The following is a 16,373-nucleotide window of genomic DNA, read 5'->3' as shown; positions in this document are numbered from 1 at the left end:
GCGGCGCGAGCGGAAGGCCGTGGCCCGACGCCCGCGTGGGGCGTAGCGTCGCCGCGAACGAATCGATCGAACCGCCGAGGGACCCCTCGGCGGCGGTGCTCGAGCAGGTCATCGCCGTCCTCCGTGACGCGTCTGCCGACGACACCTTCCTCGGCGGACGGCTGCGGGCCCTGCGCCCGGCACCGATGGAGCAGACGAGGAGGATCACCATGGACGACGCACGGACCCTGATCATCGGCGGGACCGGGACGGTCGGCTCGGCCGTCATCGCCGAGGCCCTCCGCCGCGGGATGACCGGACTGAGGGCCATGAGCCGCGACGCGCGACGGCTCGCGGACCTCCCCCACGGCGTCGACGGCGTGGTGGGCGACCTGGGCGACCCCTTCGACGCGAGGCCGGCGTTCGACGGCGTCGAGCAGGTGTTCCTGGCCCTGACGGGGACGCCCACCGAGCTGTACGAGACGACCGTCGCGGTGGACCACGCCGTCGCGGCGGGGGTCCGCCGGATCGTGTACCTGTCCGTCCAGGACCTCGACCGGGCGCCGCAGGTGCCCCACAACTCCGCGAAGCTCGCGGTCGAGTCCCTCCTCGAGCACAGCGGCGTCGAGGCCTGCTTCCTCCGGGTCAACAACTTCTTCCAGAACGACGTCTGGTACCTCGACGCGATCCGCGACGGCGTGTACCCGCAGCCCCTCGGCGGGACGGGCGTCTCCCGGGTGGATGTGCGCGACATCGCGGAGGTCGCGGTGAGCGCCCTGACGCCGGGGTCGGAGGTCGTCGGTCCCGTCGACGTGGCCGGCCCGACCGCGTGGACCGGCGAGGCGACGGCCGCGGCCCTGTCCGAGGCGCTCGTGAGGACGGTGACGTACGGGGGAGACGACCTGGCGGCGTGGCGCGCGTCGTCCCTCGCGTCCATGCCCTCCTGGCTCGTGTACGACTACGAGCGCATGTACTCCGGGTTCCAGCGGGACGGCCTGATCGGGAGCCCCGAGGCCATCGCCCGTCTCACCGGCATCCTCGGGCACGCGCCCCGCTCCTACGAGGACTTCGTGCGCGAGGTGCTGGTGCCCGCCTCGTAGGGCGGTGCGGTCCGGATCCACCGTCGGCTCAGCGGGCGAGCGCGAGGGCCAGCGCGGCCAGGCCGGCGCACGCGGTGAGCGCGGCCACGAGGGCCGGGAGCGCGCCGCCGGGGAGGCCCGCGGTGCCGGGGTCGGCGGATCCCGAGGTGAGGACCCGGTGCACCCGGCGGTAGCGACGGTGCGCGGACGCGAGCACGGCGAGGGCGGCGATCACGCCCGCCGCGGCGACGACCAGGCCGGCCGCGCCGAGGAGGGCCGGCAGCACGCGGAGCCCCAGCAGGGATCCGACGACGAGCGCCAGCGCCGTGCGCCGCCAGGCGAGGGCCGTGCGCTCGGGCTGGAGGCCGGGGTCGGAGGGGCGCCCGGCGGGATCGGCGGCCGGATCCGGAGCGCTCACGCCGTCAGCACGCCCAGCAGCACGAGCACGCCGGCGGCGACCACCGCGATCCCGAGCGGCAGCGACAGCGCGGCGGACGGCAGCGGGCGGTCCCGACGGAGGGCGCGCTCGGTGCGCATCCAGCCGATCCAGGCCTGCGCGGGCGCGGCGATCCCGGTGACGATCAGCACGATCGAGGCCGCGAGCCGGAAGCCCGGCTGCAGCCCGAGGGCGAGCGCCTCGAGCGCGACGCCGCCGGCGAGAAGGGCGAGCGAGGTGCGGATCCAGGCGAGGAACGTGCGCTCGTTGGCGAGCGAGAACCTGACGTCGGGCTCGGTGCCCTCGCGGTAGACGCTCCGCGGGAAGCGGCGGTCGGGGGCGGTCATGCGGCCATCCTGCCGTGCGCGGCCCGGGGGCGCGGCCGGCCGTCAGCCGCCGATCCCCTCCAGCTCCGCGAGCGCGTCCTCGGGCAGCCGGATCCGCGCGCCCGCCACGTTCTCGCGCAGGTGCTCGACCGACGACGTGCCCGCGATGACGAGCACGTTCGGCGACCGCTGCAGGAGCCAGGCGAGCGCGACGGGCAGCGGGGCGGATCCGAGGTCGGCGGCCACGCGCGCGAGCGTCTCCGACTGCAGCGGCGAGAACCCGCCGAGCGGGAAGTACGGCACGTAGGCGATGCCGTCGGCGGCGAGCTCGTCGATGAGCGCGTCGTCGTCGCGGCGGGCGAGGTTGTAGTGGTTCTGCACGCTCACGATCGGCGCGATCCCGCGGGCCTCCGCCACCTGCGCGGGGCTGACGTTGCTCACGCCGAGGTGCCGGATCAGCCCCTCCTGCTGCAGCTCGGCCAGGGCGGTGAACGGCTCCTCGATGGATCCGTCGGTCGGGCTGTCGAACGCGCCGACGCGGAGGTTCACGACGTCGAGCACGTCGAGGGTGAGGTGCGTGAGGTTGTCGTAGACGGCCTGGCGGAGCTCGGCGGCGGAGAGCGCCTGCGGCCAGCGGCCCTTCGCGTCGCGCAGGGATCCGACCTTGGTCACGATGTGCAGCCGCTCCGGGTACGGGAAGAGCGCCTCCTCGATGAGCGCGTTCGTGTGGCCGGGGCCGTAGAAGTCGGCGGTGTCGATGTGCGTGATCCCGAGCGCGACCGCCTCGCGCAGCACGGCGCGGGCGGCGTCGGGATCCGCGGGCGGCCCGAACACGCGCGGCCCCGCGAGCTGCATGGCGCCGTAGCCGAAGCGCGTGACGGTGAGGTCGTGGGCGAGGGGGAACAGCCCTCCGGGCAGGTCGGTGGACATGGGGATCCTCTCGGCTGGCGGGTGCGCGTCCACCCTCCCGCGGGCGGCGACGCGCGCGGCGGCACTCGCAGGAGCCCGTGAGGGGATCCGCCCCGCGCGCCCCCTAGGAGGAGGCGGTCGCGGCAGGCAGGGACTGCGCCGCCGGGTGCGCGCGCCGGGTCGCCAGCACGCGCGAGAACACGAGCACGAGGAGGCCGGCGGCGGGGATGAAGATCAGGCCGAAGCGGAGCGACGAGGCGTCCGCGATAGCCCCGACGACGGGTGGCGAGACGAGGAAGCCGAGCCGCAGCAGCCAGCCGACGATCGTGAGGCCGGTGCCGGGCTTGAAGCCGGGCAGCTCGTCCGCGGCCTGCATGGCGGCCGGGATGAGGGTCGCGACGCCGAACCCGGCCACGCCGAAGCCGACGATCGTGCCGACGACGCTGGGGAACGCGAGCGCCGCGCCCATGCCGACGAGCACCAGGACGCCGCCGAGGCGGGCTATGGCGCGCTGGCCGAAGCGGTCGACCATGCGGTCGCCGAGCATCCGGCCGATGAACTGCATCCCCTGCAGCGAGATGAAGCCGAGCCCGGCGACGAAGGCGCTGGCGCTGAGGTCGCGCGAGAGGTAGATGGCCGACCAGGTGCTGCCGGCGTCCTCGACGATCGCGCCGCCGGACGCGATGATCACGAGCGCGAGCAGCACGCCGTACTTGGCGACGAGGCCGAGCGCGCGCGGGGAGGCGGCGCGCGCGACGTCGCCCTCGGGATCCGGCGCGTGCGCGTGCGCGGCCCCGCCCTCGCCGGGCTCCGGCTCCGGGCCCTTCAGCAGCCACAGCAGCGACAGCACGGCCAGCGCGCTGAACACGACGGCCGAGATGGAGAGGTGCACGACGAGCGGCAGCCGGATCTGCGCCGCGGCCGCGCCCATGATCCCGCCGGCGACCGCGCCGATCGACCAGACCGCGTGGAACGAGTTGTTGATCGACCGGCCGTAGAGCCGCTGCACGCGCAGCGCGTGCGAGTTCTGCGCCACGTCGGTGATCGCGTCCATGGCGCCCGCGAGGAACAGGGCCATCGCGAGCACGAGCCAGCCGGGCGCGAGGCCGGCCAGCAGGATCCCGAGGGAGGCCACCACGGTCGCGGCGACCGCCACTCGCGCCGAGCGGAACCGGCGGATGAGCACGCCCGCCGCGAGCCCCGCGATGAGCGCCCCGAGCGGCGAGGCGGCGACCGCGGCCCCGAACTCGACGTTGGCGAGCCCGAGCTCCGCCTTGATCGACGGGTAGCGCGGCAGCAGGTTCGCGAAGATCGCGCCGTTCGTGAAGAAGAGGACGCCGACGGCGACGCGCGCGCGGCGGACGTCGCGGGTCGGGGCGGGCGTGCGCGACAGCGTCGGCGCGGACGGGGAGGGCATCGTCGGTCTCTCTCTGGCCGGGTGGCGCCGTGGCGCGGGCGGTCGGCGCCGGATCCCCCGGCTGCCGGATCCAGCCTAGGGTCGGCGCGACGCCAGCGGGGACGTGTCCTCGGTGATGTCCATCACGAGGTCCATGAGCGGGACGAGCCGGGCGCTCACCTCGTGGCCGAGCTCGGTGAGCCGGTAGTCGACCCGCGGCGGGATGGTGGGCTGCGCCTCGCGGAGGACGAGCCCGTCGTCGGCGAGCGTGCGCAGCGTGGAGGCGAGCATCTTCTCGCTGATGCCCTCGATCTCGCGGCGCAGCTCGCCCCAGCGGTGCGATCCCTGGCCGAGCGCGAGCAGGACGAGCACGCCCCACTTGCTCGTCACGTGGTCGAGCAGCGTGCGCGACGGGCAGTTGGCGGGGTAGCGCCCCTCGGTCACGCCGGGTCGGTCGCGGGTCACCCGGAAGCTCATCTGCGTCACACGGACCAACTTACCGGAAAGTGGGTACCTCCCTGTGGGAAGTTATTCGGCGACGGAGTCGTTGACCCCGGCGTACCGCACCTCCCGACTCGAAAGGCATCCCATGACCATCGTCGTCACCGCCGCCACCGGCCGCCTCGGATCGCGCATCGTCGCGTCCCTCCTCGCCCGCGGCGCCGCCGCCTCCGACGTGCTCGCCACCGCGCGCCGCCCCGAGGCCCTCGCGGACCTCGCCGCGCAGGGCGTCCGCACCGCGCGCCTCGAGTACACCGACGCCGACAGCGTCGCCGCCGCGATCCAGCCCGGCGACACCCTCGTCCTCGTCTCGGGCAGCGAGGTCGGCCAGCGCGTGCCGCAGCACACCACCGTCATCGAGGCCGCCAAGGCCGCGGGCGTCGGCCGGATCCTCTACACGAGCGTCCTCCGCGCCTCCACCACCGAGCTCTTCATCGCGGGCGAGCATAAGGCCACCGAGGAGGTGCTCGCCGCCTCGGGCGTGCCCGTCACGCTCCTCCGCAACGGCTGGTACACCGAGAACTACGCGGGCACGGTCGACTCCGTGAAGCAGTCCGGCGCGCTCCTCACGAGCGCGGGCGACGGGCGGGTCGCGAGCGCCACCATCGCCGAGTTCGCGGAGGCCGCCGCGGTCGCCGCCCTCGACGACTCGCTCGCCGGGCAGACGTTCGAGCTCGCGGGCGACGAGCGCTGGACGCAGGACGACCTCGCCCAGGCGGTCTCCGGCATCGTCGGCCAGCCCGTCCCCGTCTCGCAGGTGTCGGGCGACGAGCACGCGCGGATCCTCGGCGACGCCGGCCTCGACGAGGGCACGATCGGCTTCCTCGTGGGCCTCGACGCCGCCACGCGCGCCGGCCAGCTCGACGACGAGACGGGCGACCTGTCGCGCCTCCTCGGCCGTCTCACCGCGTCGCTCGCCGAGGGCCTGCGCCAGGCGGTCGCCGGCGCCTGATCCCGCCCGGATCCGCGCCCGAGGCGCATCCGCGCATGACGACGGCCCGTCCCCTCGAGGGGGACGGGCCGTCGTGTCGTGCGCGCGGGTCGGTCAGCTGACCGTGTACTCGACCCAGGTCGCGCCCTGCACCGTGCCGTACACGGTGGTCGGCGCACCGAGCTGGCCGGCGCTCGTGCAGGTCCGCGTGGTGCCCGACCACGAGATGTCCTCGAAGCCGTAGGTGGAGGTGAGCGTGCCTCCGGCGGGGACCTCGATGGGGCCGAGCGTGGATCCCGCGTCCCAGGACTGCGACTCGGTGGCGGTCGCGCTGACCTGCGCGGTGATGGACCCCATCAGGAGGCTGGCCGACGCTCCGGCGGAGAACTCGGATCCGCGGGTGGCGGAGCTCGCGACCGTGGCCGACAGCGGTCCGCCGGTCGTGGTGGTCGCCGTCTGCGACCCCGCCACGATGCGCTCGCTGGAGTCCTTGGTGAGCGAGTTGGTCACGGTGCCCGGCTCGCACTCGGTGGGTGCGGCGTTGGCGGCGGTCGGGACGGCGAGGCCCACGGCGACGAGGGCGGCGGCGGCCCCGACGGATCCGAGGCGGCGGGCGGTGCTGCGGGTGATGGTCATGCGGATCGTCCTCCTGTCGGGGCTCCCCAGCGGAACCCGGTCATCGGTTCGATGTGATGGATCCATCCCGCTCCGCGTCCCTGGGCGCCCGGTGGGAAGCCTCCGCATCCCCTGGGAGCTCCTGCGACGGTCGTCGTCCGCGATGCCCGCGGCCATGGGCGACGGCGCGGCGGAGGGCGGCGCGCGGTTGGGGCGCTTCCCGTTGCGCGATCCGCGTCCGCGCGGCAGGGTGCGCACCCGTGCGCGCCGCGGTCAGCCCACCGCGTCCCGCATGCGCCGGATCCCGTCGGGCCCGACCCGGCAGCAGCCGCCCACGAGCGACGCGCCCGCCCGGATCCACGCGTCGACGGACGGCAGCGCCGGGTCGCCGCCCCAGCCGCGCGCGACGGCGTCCCAGCGCTCGCCGGAGTTCGGGTAGACGACCACCGGCCGGTCGGTGACGCTCCGGGCCGCGGCGATCGCGTCGGGCACCTCGTCGGGGTGCGCGCAGTTGATCCCCACGGCCACGATCTCGTCGGCGCCCTCCGCGAGCCGGAACCCCTCGGCCATCGGCTCGCCGGAGCGCAGCCGGCCGTCCGTGACCGTGAACGCGAGCCAGGCGGACGCGCCCGAGCCGCGCGCGAGGTCCACGAGCGCCCGGCCCTCGTCGAGGCTCGGGATGGTCTCGCAGGCGAGGAGGTCGGCGCCCGCGTCGGCGAGCACGGCGAACCGCGGGGCGTGCCAGCGGCGGAGCTCCGCGCGCGTGCGGCCGCTGGATCCCGCGTACTCGGAGCCGTCGCCGAGGGTGGCGCCGTAGGGGCCGACGGACGCGGCGATCCACCGGTCGCGCGGCGCCTCGTCGTCGCGCGCGACCTCGTCCCGCGCCTCGGCCGCGAGCCGCACGCTCGCGCGCAGCAGCTCCTCGGTGTCGGCGGCGCTGAGGCCGCGCGCCGCGAAGGCGTCGAAGCCCACCTGGTACGAGGCCGTGATCGCGACGTCCGCGCCCGCGCGGAAGTACTCGGCGTGCGCGGCGCGGATCGCGTCGGGCTCGTCGGCGAGCACGCGGGCGCTCCACAGCGGATCCGACAGGTCGTGCCCGCGCGCCTCCAGCAGCGTGCCGAGGCCGCCGTCGAGCACCAGGGGGCGGTCGGGGAGGGGGAGCGGCCGGGTCATGCGGACATCCTGCCGGAGCCGGGCGGCGGATCCGCGGTCCGCGACGCCCCGCGACGTCGCCCCCTCCGCCGAGTGCCCAGCCGCCCGCGAGCCGCCGTCGGCCCGGGTACCGTGGACGCGACGGTGGGGAGTCCCGATGAAGGATGACGACGACGTCGACCTGGTGATCGACGCGTGGGGCGCCGCCATGCCCGACGTCGACTTCGCGCCGCTCGACGTGGTGTCGAGGCTCCGGCGCCTGCTGCCGCAGATGCAGCGGATCCGCGAGGGCGCGTTCGCCGCGGAGGGCCTCACCACGAGCGAGTTCGAGTTCCTCTCCATCCTGCGCCAGCAGGGCGACGCGGGCCTCACGCGCGCCGGCCTGGCCGAGCGCCTCGGCACCGACACCGGCAGCCTCGTGCACCGGGTGAACCGTCTGACCGCGCGCTCCTTCATCACGCGCGAGGAGGATCCCGCGGGCGGCCGCAGCCGGCTCGTGGTGCTCACGCCGTTCGGCATCGAGCGCGTCGACCGGGCGATGCGCCGCCTCGTCGCCGACGAGGACGAGGTGCTCGCCGACCTCAGCCGCGAGCAGATCGCGACGCTCATCGACAGCCTCCGCATCATCGCGCGCACGACCGAGCGGATGCGCGCCCGCCGCGGCTGACGCCCGGGCGCCCCGTCCGGGTCGCACGGAGGCGCGGCGGAGCACGATGGATGCATGGCCGACATCGCATCCACCCCGCCCGCCGTCCTCTTCGACATCGACGAGACCCTGATCCACACGGGCGGCTCCGGCGCCCGCAGCTGGGCGATGGCCTTCCGCGACCTGCACGACGTGGAGGCCGACATCGGCGAGCACTCGTCGGCGGGGGAGACGGACCCGCAGGTCGGCACCGCGACGTTCCGCGGCGTGATGGGCCGCGATCCGGAGCCCGCCGAGCTCGCGCGCCTCTACGCCTCCTACCTCCGCCACCTCGCCGACGACATCCGCGTCTCCGAGGGCTACCGCGTGCTCGACGGCGCCGAGGCGCTGCTCGACCGCCTGGCCGACGCGGGCGTCGTGCTCGGGGTCGTCTCCGGCGCGATGGAGGGCGCGGCCCGCACGAAGATGGAGCCCGCCCGGCTCGGCCGGTTCTTCGTCTTCGGCGCCTACGGATCCGACTCGCCCGACCGCGTCGACGTCGTCCGCCGCGCCATCGCGACCGCCGGCACCCTCCGCGGCGCCGAGCCCGCGCGCGACGAGGTGCTCGTCGTCGGCGACACCCCGAACGACATCACCTCCGCGCACGACGCGGGCGCCACCGCCGTCGGCGTCGCGAGCGGCCACTACTCGGCCGACGAGCTGCGCGACGCGGGCGCCGACCTCGTGATCGACTCGCTCGAGGACCCGGCGCTGGAGCGGCTGCTCGGGTTGTGAGCGCCTAGCCCGCGGCCTCGTCCCCTGAGGCCTCGGCGGCCTCCTCGGCCTCCGCGCGCAGGAGCGCCTCGAGGGCCGCGCACGCGTCGACGCGCGTGGCGTCGATGTGCCGGCGCGCGAGATCCGCCGCCCGCTCGCCCTCCCGCCGCTCCGCGAGGGCGAGCAGCTCCCGGTGGTCGGCGAGCGAGTCGGGCCGGCGCGCGCTCGCCGTGGGCAGGTAGTGGAAGCGCACGCGCTTCGACATCGACTCGACGACCTGGGCCAGCGTGCTGTTGTGCGCGGCGGTCGCCAGGGCCACGTGGAAGTCGTAGTTGAGGCGCGCGAGGTCGGCGGGATCCTCGGTGCGCTCCTGCAGGCGGATCACCCGCTCCAGCTCGCGCAGGTCGTCGGCCGTGCGGCGTCCGGCGGCGAGCTCCACCGCGCGCGGCTCCACCAGGGCGCGCGCCTCGAAGAGGTCCACCAGCTCGGACAGCGCGCGCGGCCTCACCGACATGCCCTCGTGCGCGCGGTGCACGACCCAGCCGTCGGCCTCGAGCGCCCGCAGCGCCTCGCGCACCGGGATGTGGCTCGTGCCCATGCGCAGGGCGACCTCGTCGGCCTTCACGCGGGATCCGGGGGCGATGACGCCGCCGAGGATCTCCTCCTCGAGCAGCACGCGCACGCGCTCCGCGGCGCCGAGACGGGTGGGGACGAGGGAGGCCGCGGGCATGACCCGATTATAGGATCCGCCCGCGGACGGCCACCCAGACGTGTTTCACATCCTGGAAACACCGGCGAAACGCAGGTGTGCGGCCGGGCTGCTCCTATAGGACGCAGCCGGATCCCCGCCGGTGCCACCCGACCCCTGGAGAACCCATGCCGCTCCCCGCCGCCGCGGATCCCGTCGACCGCCCCGTCTTCTCGGAGTACGAGTCGGAGCCCGTCCCGCCGCACGCGCGCCGCCGCACCTCGTCGGTCGCCGCCGTGTGGCTCGGCTTCCCGATGATCCTCACCTGCGCCGTGTTCGGCGGCCTCGTCGTCCACTCGCTCGGCTTCTGGCCGGGCATGGGCGCCATCGCGGTCGGCACGCTCGTGCTCATGCTCTACGTGGGCGCGCTCAGCTACCTGGCCGGCCGCAGCGGCGAGAGCTTCGCGCTCATGGCGATGCGCACGTTCGGCGCGAAGGGGTACGTCGTGCCGGCGGCCTTCCTCGCCACGGTGGTCATCGGCTGGTTCGCGTTCCAGACCGGGCTCACCGGATCCACGCTGCACGGCTCCCTCGGCTGGGACCAGACGGGCACCACGCTCGTCGCCGGGATCCTGTTCGTCGCGGTCACGCTGCTCGGCATCCGCGCCCTGTCCTGGATCGGCGTGATCGCCGCTCCCCTCTACCTCGTGCTCGGGGCGGTCGCCATCGTGATCGTCGCGACGCGCCCCGGCGGCGCGGACCTGCAGGCGGCGCCCTCCGCGGGCGCCGGCGCGCTGAGCTTCGGCGCCGCCGTCACCCTCGTCGTCGCGCTCTTCGCCGACTCGGGCACCATGACCGCCGACTTCACGCGCTGGGCGCGCTCGGGCCGGCAGGCCGTGCTCGCGTCGCTCGCCGCGTTCCCGTTCGGCAACGCCGTCGCGCTCGTGGTCGGCGGCCTCGTCGTCGCGCTCGGCGGGGCGGCCGACCCGGGCACGGCGGGCGGCGACTTCCTCGGGATCCTCGTCGCTCAGGGCGGCGCGCTCGTGCCGCTCGCCGTGCTGTTCGTGGTGGTGAACCTCGGATCCGTGTGCGCGCACTGCCTCTACAACGGCGCGGTCGGCTGGAGCCAGCTCACCGGGATGCGCATGCGCCGCACCACGCTCGTGCTCGGCGCGGTCGGCGTGGTGCTCGCGGTGGCCGGCATCTGGTCGTACTTCGAGACCTGGTTGAACCTGCTCGGCGTCATCGTGCCGCCCATCGGCGCCGTGCTCATCGTCGACCAGCTGCTGCTCGCGCCCCGCCGCGCCGCCGCATCGGAGCCCGTCGCCCGAGGACCGTGGCGCGCGCCCGCGTTCGTCGCCTGGGCCGTCGGCGCCGTGGCGGCGCTCGTGGCGCACGCCTACGCCGACTTCCTCTCCACCGCGGTGGTCGGCCTGGTCGTCGCGGCGGTCGCGCTCGTCGCCGCCGACGCGATGGGACGCGTGCGCGCCCCGCTCGGCGCCGCCGTCGAGGCGGGGGAGGCGCGCTCGTGAGCATCGCGCCGTTCACCGCGCCGGTCTCCGGCACCACGGCCGTCGCGGCGGATCCGTACGCCTGGCCCTACGACGGCGCCGTCGACGTCGCGCGCACCGCCGTCGTCTGCATCGACTGGCAGGTCGACTTCTGCGGCGTCGGCGGCTACGTCGACCGCATGGGCTACGACCTCGCCCTCACCCGCGCCGGTCTCGCGCCCACGGCCCGGCTGCTCGAGCGCGTGCGCGCGCTCGGCATGACCGTGATCCACACCCGCGAGGGCCACCGCCCCGACCTCTCCGACCTGCCCGCGAACAAGCGCTGGCGGTCCGAGCGGGCGGGCGCCGAGATCGGCAGCGTCGGCCCGTGCGGGCGGATCCTCGTGCGCGGCGAACCCGGCTGGGAGATCGTCCCCGAGGTGGCCCCGCTCCCCGGCGAGCCCGTCATCGACAAGCCGGGCAAGGGCGCCTTCTACGCGACCGACCTCGACCTGGTGCTGCGGGCGCGCGGCATCGACCGGCTGATCCTCACGGGCATCACGACCGACGTCTGCGTCTCCACGACCATGCGCGAGGCGAACGACCGCGGGTACGAGTGCCTCGTGCTCTCCGACTGCACGGGTGCCACGGATCCGGCGAACCACGACGCGGCCCTCCGCATGGTCACGATGCAGGGCGGCGTGTTCGGTGCCGTCGCCACGTCGGACGACGTGCTCGCGGCGCTCGCAGGGGCGGGGATCCGCGCGTGAGCGGCGTCGCGGTCGCGGCCGTGCCGGGCACCGGGCTGCCTCCCGTCGGATCCGCGTCCGTCGTCGACCGCGTCGAGGCCGCGTACGCGCGCATCGCCGAGGTCGACCGGCCCGAGGTGTGGATCACGCTGCTCGACCTCGAGGAGGCCCGGGAGCGCGCCGCCGAGCTCGACCGGCGCATCGCCCGGTCGCCCGACGGGTCGCTGCCGCTGGCCGGCTGGCTCGTCGCCGTGAAGGACAACGTCGACGTCGCCGGCATGCCCACGACCGCCGCCTGCCCATCCGCCGCGACGTCGCCCGAGGTCGACGCGCCCGCCGTCGCCCGGCTCCGGGAAGCCGGTGCGCTCGTCGTCGGGAAGACCAACCTCGACCAGTTCGCCACCGGCCTCGTCGGCACGCGCAGCCCCTACGGCGCCGTGCGGCACGCGACCCGGCCCGACCGCATCTCCGGCGGATCCAGCTCGGGCTCGGCGGTCGCCGTGGCGCTCGGCCTGGTCGACGTGGCGCTCGGCACGGACACGGCCGGATCCGGACGGGTCCCCGCCGCGCTGCACGGGCTGGTGGGGATCAAGCCGACGCTCGGCCTCGTGCCGACCACGGGCGTCGTCCCCGCCTGCCGCTCCTACGACACGGTGAGCGTGCTCGCCGCCGACCTCGCCACCGCGCAGCGCGCGCTCGCCGTGATGGTCGGGCCCGACCCGGCGGATCCCGCGAGCCGCGACTGGCCGTCGACCACCCGGCTCGCCCCGCGCGGGGCGCCCGTGATCGGCGTGCCCGCCGACCACGACCTCGCGCCGCTGTCGCCCGGCGCCCGCGCGGCCTTCCGCGCGGCGGTCGAGCGGATGCGCGGCTCCGGTGCCGTCGTCGAGACGGTCGAGCTGGGGCCGTTCCTCCGCGCCGCGCTCCTCCTCTACGAGGGCGCGCTCGTGGCCGAGCGCTGCGAGGCGGCGGGGCCGTCGGTGCTCGCGGACGCGCCGGACCTCGATCCCACCGTCGCGGGCATCGTCCGGGCGGCGCTGGGGATCCCCGCGCACCGGCTCGTGGAGGACCGCGCCCTCCTCGAGCGCCTCCGCGTCACGGCCTGCGCGGTGTTCGACGCCCCCGGCGACGCGCGCCGCGGGATCGACGCCCTGCTCCTGCCGACCACCACCGAGCACCCCACGCTCGCCGAGGTCGCCGCCGAGCCGGTCGCCGTGAACGCGCGCCTCGGCACGTACACGAACTTCGTGAACCTCTTCGACCTGTGCGCCGTCGCGGTGCCCGCGGGCGAGGCCGACGGATCCCCGTTCGGCGTCAGCCTCGTCGCGCCCGCCTTCGCCGACCAGGTGGTGCTGGACCTCGCCGGCCGCATCACGGGCGATCCCGCGCGGCCCGCGCTCCTGCCGACCGACGCGGTCGACGTGGTCGTGTTCGGCGCGCATCTCGGCGGGCAGCCGCTGCACCGCCAGCTCAGCGAGCTGGGCGCGCGCGCCTCCCGCGAGGTGCGGACGAGCGCCGCCTACCGGATGGCGCACCTCCCGGGCGTACCCGCGAGGCCCGGCGTCACCCCCGCGCCCGACGGCGACGGCGTCCCGCTCGCGGGCGAGGCGTGGACCCTGACGCGCGCCGGCCTCGCGGCGTTCCTCGCCGGCATGGTCCGGCCGATGGCCCTCGGGCCGGTCGCGCTCGACGACGGCACGGAGGCGATCGGGTTCCTCTGCACCGACACGGCGGATGCGCCGGACATCAGCGCGCACGGCGGGTGGCTGCGCTACCTGGCGTCCGGCGGTCAGGCCGTCCCGGTCCCCTGATCCGCGGACGACGGCCGCCACGGGCTCAGCTCGTGCGCGCCGGCGGGGGTCGCGGTCGGCGTCGTGCCGGGGGCGCGCGACGCACCCGTGCCGGGGGATGCGCCCGCCGCCCGCGCCGCGCGTCCCGCCCGCACGCGCGCCGGCCCGTCCGCCGCCGTCCCGCGCAGCCGCACGAGCTGCACCACGGCGACGCCCAGGAGCGCGATCTCGCCGAGGTCGCGCAGCGTGATCACCCCGACCATCACCGGCACCGCCTCGAGCAGCAGCAGGTACGCGTACGGGTAGACGAGCTGCGTGAGCGCGGCCACCACGAGCCCGAGGCGCGCCACGTGGGCCGTGCCGGGGGAATGGCGGTCGTGCACGAGCATCACGATGATCGGCACGGCGAACCACGACACGTACTGCGGCGAGCCGACCTTGTTCGTCACGATGAGGGCGGCGACGAGCGCGAGCGACAGCGGCCCGATCAGCGCGGCGGGCGAGGCGCCGCGGTGGTGCGCGCGGATCCCGAGCAGCGTGATGACGAGCACGACGCCGACCATGATCGGCGTGAGCGCCGCCGCGACGGCGTCCACCCCGGGACCGGCGACCTGGAACGTGATGATGCCCAGGTCGTCGTACACGCGGTAGCGGTCGTCGCCCGCGACGATGCGCCACAGGTGGTACAGCGCGGCGGTCGACTCGACCTGCAGCCCGCGGCCGGTCTGCTGGCCCACGAAGCCCAGCACGTTCGCGCCGCTGCCGAGGGCGAGGGATCCGGCGACCACCACGGCCGTCGTGCCGAGCGCGGTGGCGACGACCGTCCCGCGCGCGAGGCCGCGGCGGGCGATCACGGCCGTGAGCAGGAGCGCGGCCGGCCACACCTTCACCCAGGCGCCGACGGTGAGGAGCGCGGAGGCGAGGGCCGGCCGCGTCGCGAGCACCAGCAGGCCGGCGAGGGCGAGGGGCACGGTGACCGCGTCGATCCGGCCGAGGGAGATCGGCCCGAGCGCCACCAGGAAGCCGAGCCACCAGGCGGCGGGCGCCTGGCCGCGGCCGCGGCGGATCCGGAGGAGCAGGGCGAACGCGGCGGCGTCGAGCAGCGTGATCAGCGCGAGCCAGACCGTGCCGAAGAAGACGGTGCCGCCGGCGAGCGAGAGGAGCATCGGCACGGCCGCGAGGATCGGGTACACCCACGGCAGGTCGACGCCCACCCAGCCGCCGCCCGCCATCCCCTGCTGCATCCAGGTGCGGTAGATGCCCGTCACGTCGCCGAGCGCGGAGGTGGGGCCGATCAGGTTGAGCGTGATGAGCCAGAGGTGGCAGAGCGCGAAGGCCAGCCACGGGCGCGCCATGATGCCGCGGGCCGGCGGGCGGACGGCGTGCCCGGCGAGGGACGCGTCCGCGGTCACCGGGCGGCGCCCTCTCGGCGCGCAGGCGGGTGCATGTCGGGTGGTACTCCTGCGGTCGGGACGGACGGGGACGCGACCCGCGGGGCCGGGCCCGGCTCGCGGACGCCCGTCGTGCGGGCGGTGCTCCCGCGATGGTAGGACACGCGGTCGGCGGCCCGCCGTGAGCAGACGGGCCGCGCGCCCGGCCTAGTCGGTGCCGCGCAGCCGGGCGACCGTGTGCATCACGTGGTAGACGACGATGGCCGCGACCGTGCCGAGCGCGATGCCGTTGAAGGAGACCGTGCCGAGCGTGAAGGTGAACGGCGCGATCGCGACGATGAGCGCGGTCGCCGCCGTGAGCTGGTTGACGGGCTTCGCGAAGTCCACCCGGTTGTCCATCCAGATCTTCACGCCGATGATCCCGATGAGCCCGTAGAGCGCGGTCGTCACGCCGCCGAGCACGCCCGGCGGGATCGTGTTGATCACGGCGCCGACCTTGGGCGAGAGGCCGAGCAGCACGGCGAAGGCGCCGGCCACCCAGTACGCCGCGGTCGAGTAGACGCGGGTCGCGGCCATCACGCCGATGTTCTCGCCGTAGGTCGTGGTGCCGGATCCGCCGCCGAGGCCCGCGAGCACGGTCGCCAGGCCGTCGGCGAGGAGCGCCCGGCCGGTGAGCTTGTTGACGCTGCCGTCGGTCATCTGCGCGACGCCGCGGATGTGCCCCACGTTCTCCGCGACGAGCACGAGCACGACGGGCAGGAACGCGGGCAGCAGCGCCCAGAACTGCGGCGTGATCTCGGGCGCGTGGAACTCGGGCAGGCCGATCCACGCGGCCGCCTCGATCTTCGAGAAGTCCACCTCGCTGCGGATGACCGCGACGACGTAGCCGACGACCACGCCGAGCACGATCGAGAGCCGGCCGAGGATCCCCCGGAACAGCACGGTGGAGAGGATCACGGCGGCGAGCGTGATGGTCGCCGTCACGGGCGCCAGGACGAAGTTGTCGCGCGCGGCCGACGCCAGGTTGAAGCCGATGAGCGCCACGATCGCGCCGGCGACGACGGGCGGGAGGAGGGCGTCGATCCAGCCGGTGCCCGTGAGCTGCACGATGCCGCCGACGACCGCGAGCATCACGCCGACCGCCACGATGCCCGCGAGCGCCGCCCCGATGCCGCCGCCGCCCGTGGCCGTCGCCGCGTTGGCCGCGGTGATCGGCGCGATGAACGCGAACGACGACCCGAGGTAGCTGGGCAGCCGGTTCCTGGTGATCAGGAGGAACAGCAGGGTCCCGATCCCGGAGAAGAACAGCGTCGTCGTGGGCGGGAAGCCCGTGAGCACCGGCACGAGGAACGTCGCGCCGAACATCGCGACGACGTGCTGCATCCCGAGCCCGATCGTGCGCGGCCAGGTGAGGCGCTCGCCGGGGCCGACGACCGCGGAGGCGTCGACCGCCTTGCCGTCGCCGTGGAGGGTCCAGATCTGTCGGGCCATGATCGCCTGCTTCCGCGCGGGTGTGTGGGGAGACGCCCCGATCCGCGAGCG

Annotated in this window: 17 protein-coding genes; 7 read left to right on the top strand and 10 right to left on the bottom strand. The window is 75.4% G+C overall.

Annotated features, from left to right (window positions below; translation table 11 throughout):
• Positions 1-209: 209 nt before the first annotated feature.
• Entirely contained in the window at positions 210-1,079 is an 870-nt protein-coding gene (locus AES38_RS13745) for an SDR family oxidoreductase (protein ID WP_053775830.1), read from the top strand.
• A 28-nt stretch (positions 1,080-1,107) separates the two neighbouring features.
• Here AES38_RS13745 and AES38_RS13740 read toward each other — a convergent pair whose 3' ends face one another.
• The 5 genes from AES38_RS13740 to AES38_RS13720 form a co-directional block, all read right to left on the bottom strand.
• Positions 1,108-1,476 (bottom strand): DUF202 domain-containing protein, encoded by a 369-nt coding sequence (locus AES38_RS13740; RefSeq protein WP_053775439.1) that lies wholly within the window; start codon positions 1,474-1,476, stop codon positions 1,108-1,110.
• Complete coding sequence (locus tag AES38_RS13735; protein WP_053775438.1) at positions 1,473-1,841, bottom strand: YidH family protein; 369 nt, start codon at positions 1,839-1,841, stop codon at positions 1,473-1,475. The genes AES38_RS13740 and AES38_RS13735 overlap by 4 nt, the downstream gene beginning before the upstream one ends.
• A 42-nt stretch (positions 1,842-1,883) precedes the next feature.
• Positions 1,884-2,750 (bottom strand): aldo/keto reductase family oxidoreductase, encoded by an 867-nt coding sequence (locus AES38_RS13730; RefSeq protein WP_053775437.1) that lies wholly within the window; start codon positions 2,748-2,750, stop codon positions 1,884-1,886.
• A 103-nt stretch (positions 2,751-2,853) separates the two neighbouring features.
• Complete coding sequence (locus AES38_RS13725; protein WP_053775436.1) at positions 2,854-4,146, bottom strand: MFS transporter; 1,293 nt, start codon at positions 4,144-4,146, stop codon at positions 2,854-2,856.
• Between the two features lie 75 nt (positions 4,147-4,221).
• Positions 4,222-4,602 (bottom strand): winged helix-turn-helix transcriptional regulator, encoded by a 381-nt coding sequence (locus AES38_RS13720; protein ID WP_053775829.1) that lies wholly within the window; start codon positions 4,600-4,602, stop codon positions 4,222-4,224.
• A 112-nt stretch (positions 4,603-4,714) separates the two neighbouring features.
• On the opposite strand from AES38_RS13720, the gene AES38_RS13715 reads away from it, so the two are divergent.
• Positions 4,715-5,578 carry an NAD(P)H-binding protein gene (locus tag AES38_RS13715; RefSeq protein WP_053775435.1) on the top strand — a complete coding sequence of 288 codons (864 nt, stop codon included), beginning with the start codon at positions 4,715-4,717 and terminating at the stop codon, positions 5,576-5,578.
• A 93-nt stretch (positions 5,579-5,671) separates the two neighbouring features.
• On the opposite strand, the gene AES38_RS13710 is transcribed toward AES38_RS13715, so the two are convergent.
• Positions 5,672-6,193 (bottom strand): hypothetical protein, encoded by a 522-nt coding sequence (locus AES38_RS13710; RefSeq protein ID WP_053775434.1) that lies wholly within the window; start codon positions 6,191-6,193, stop codon positions 5,672-5,674.
• Positions 6,194-6,445: 252 nt separating this feature from the next.
• Positions 6,446-7,345: a homocysteine S-methyltransferase gene (gene mmuM, locus AES38_RS13705; protein WP_053775433.1), complete on the bottom strand. Its 900-nt coding sequence runs from the start codon at positions 7,343-7,345 to the stop codon at positions 6,446-6,448.
• Between the two features lie 136 nt (positions 7,346-7,481).
• Here mmuM and AES38_RS13700 point away from each other — a divergent pair, with 136 nt between their 5' ends.
• Both AES38_RS13700 and AES38_RS13695 read left to right on the top strand, forming a co-directional pair.
• Complete coding sequence (locus AES38_RS13700) at positions 7,482-7,991, top strand: MarR family winged helix-turn-helix transcriptional regulator (protein ID WP_053775432.1); 510 nt, start codon at positions 7,482-7,484, stop codon at positions 7,989-7,991.
• Between the two features lie 54 nt (positions 7,992-8,045).
• On the top strand, positions 8,046-8,744 hold the full coding sequence (locus AES38_RS13695) for an HAD family hydrolase (protein ID WP_053775431.1): 699 nt from the start codon (positions 8,046-8,048) through the stop codon (positions 8,742-8,744).
• Between the two features lie 4 nt (positions 8,745-8,748).
• On the opposite strand, the gene AES38_RS13690 is transcribed toward AES38_RS13695, so the two are convergent.
• Positions 8,749-9,453, bottom strand: coding sequence for a GntR family transcriptional regulator (locus tag AES38_RS13690; RefSeq protein WP_053775430.1), 705 nt, complete (start codon positions 9,451-9,453; stop codon positions 8,749-8,751).
• Between the two features lie 146 nt (positions 9,454-9,599).
• On the opposite strand from AES38_RS13690, the gene AES38_RS13685 reads away from it, so the two are divergent.
• From AES38_RS13685 to atzF, 3 genes are read left to right on the top strand one after another with little or no spacing between them, the layout of a single operon-like run.
• On the top strand, positions 9,600-10,943 hold the full coding sequence (locus AES38_RS13685; protein ID WP_053775429.1) for a cytosine permease: 1,344 nt from the start codon (positions 9,600-9,602) through the stop codon (positions 10,941-10,943).
• A complete protein-coding gene (biuH, locus tag AES38_RS13680) occupies positions 10,940-11,671 on the top strand; it encodes a biuret amidohydrolase (protein WP_053775428.1) in 732 nt (243 codons plus the stop codon). The genes AES38_RS13685 and biuH overlap by 4 nt, the downstream gene beginning before the upstream one ends.
• Positions 11,668-13,461 (top strand): allophanate hydrolase, encoded by a 1,794-nt coding sequence (gene atzF, locus AES38_RS13675; protein ID WP_244629186.1) that lies wholly within the window; start codon positions 11,668-11,670, stop codon positions 13,459-13,461. Before biuH ends, atzF begins: the two co-directional genes overlap by 4 nt.
• Here atzF and AES38_RS13670 read toward each other — a convergent pair.
• Together AES38_RS13670 and AES38_RS13665 are read right to left on the bottom strand one after the other, a co-directional pair.
• Positions 13,440-14,852 (bottom strand): glycosyltransferase family protein, encoded by a 1,413-nt coding sequence (locus AES38_RS13670; RefSeq protein ID WP_053775427.1) that lies wholly within the window; start codon positions 14,850-14,852, stop codon positions 13,440-13,442. The two genes, atzF and AES38_RS13670, sit on opposite strands and share 22 nt — an antisense overlap.
• A 186-nt stretch (positions 14,853-15,038) precedes the next feature.
• Complete coding sequence (locus AES38_RS13665; RefSeq protein WP_053775426.1) at positions 15,039-16,322, bottom strand: uracil-xanthine permease family protein; 1,284 nt, start codon at positions 16,320-16,322, stop codon at positions 15,039-15,041.
• Positions 16,323-16,373 lie beyond the last annotated feature (51 nt).

It is taken from the genome of Clavibacter capsici, assembly GCF_001280205.1.
GTDB classification, from domain to species: Bacteria; Actinomycetota; Actinomycetes; order Actinomycetales; family Microbacteriaceae; genus Clavibacter; species Clavibacter capsici.
This window is presented reverse-complemented; position numbering and strand designations above follow the sequence as displayed.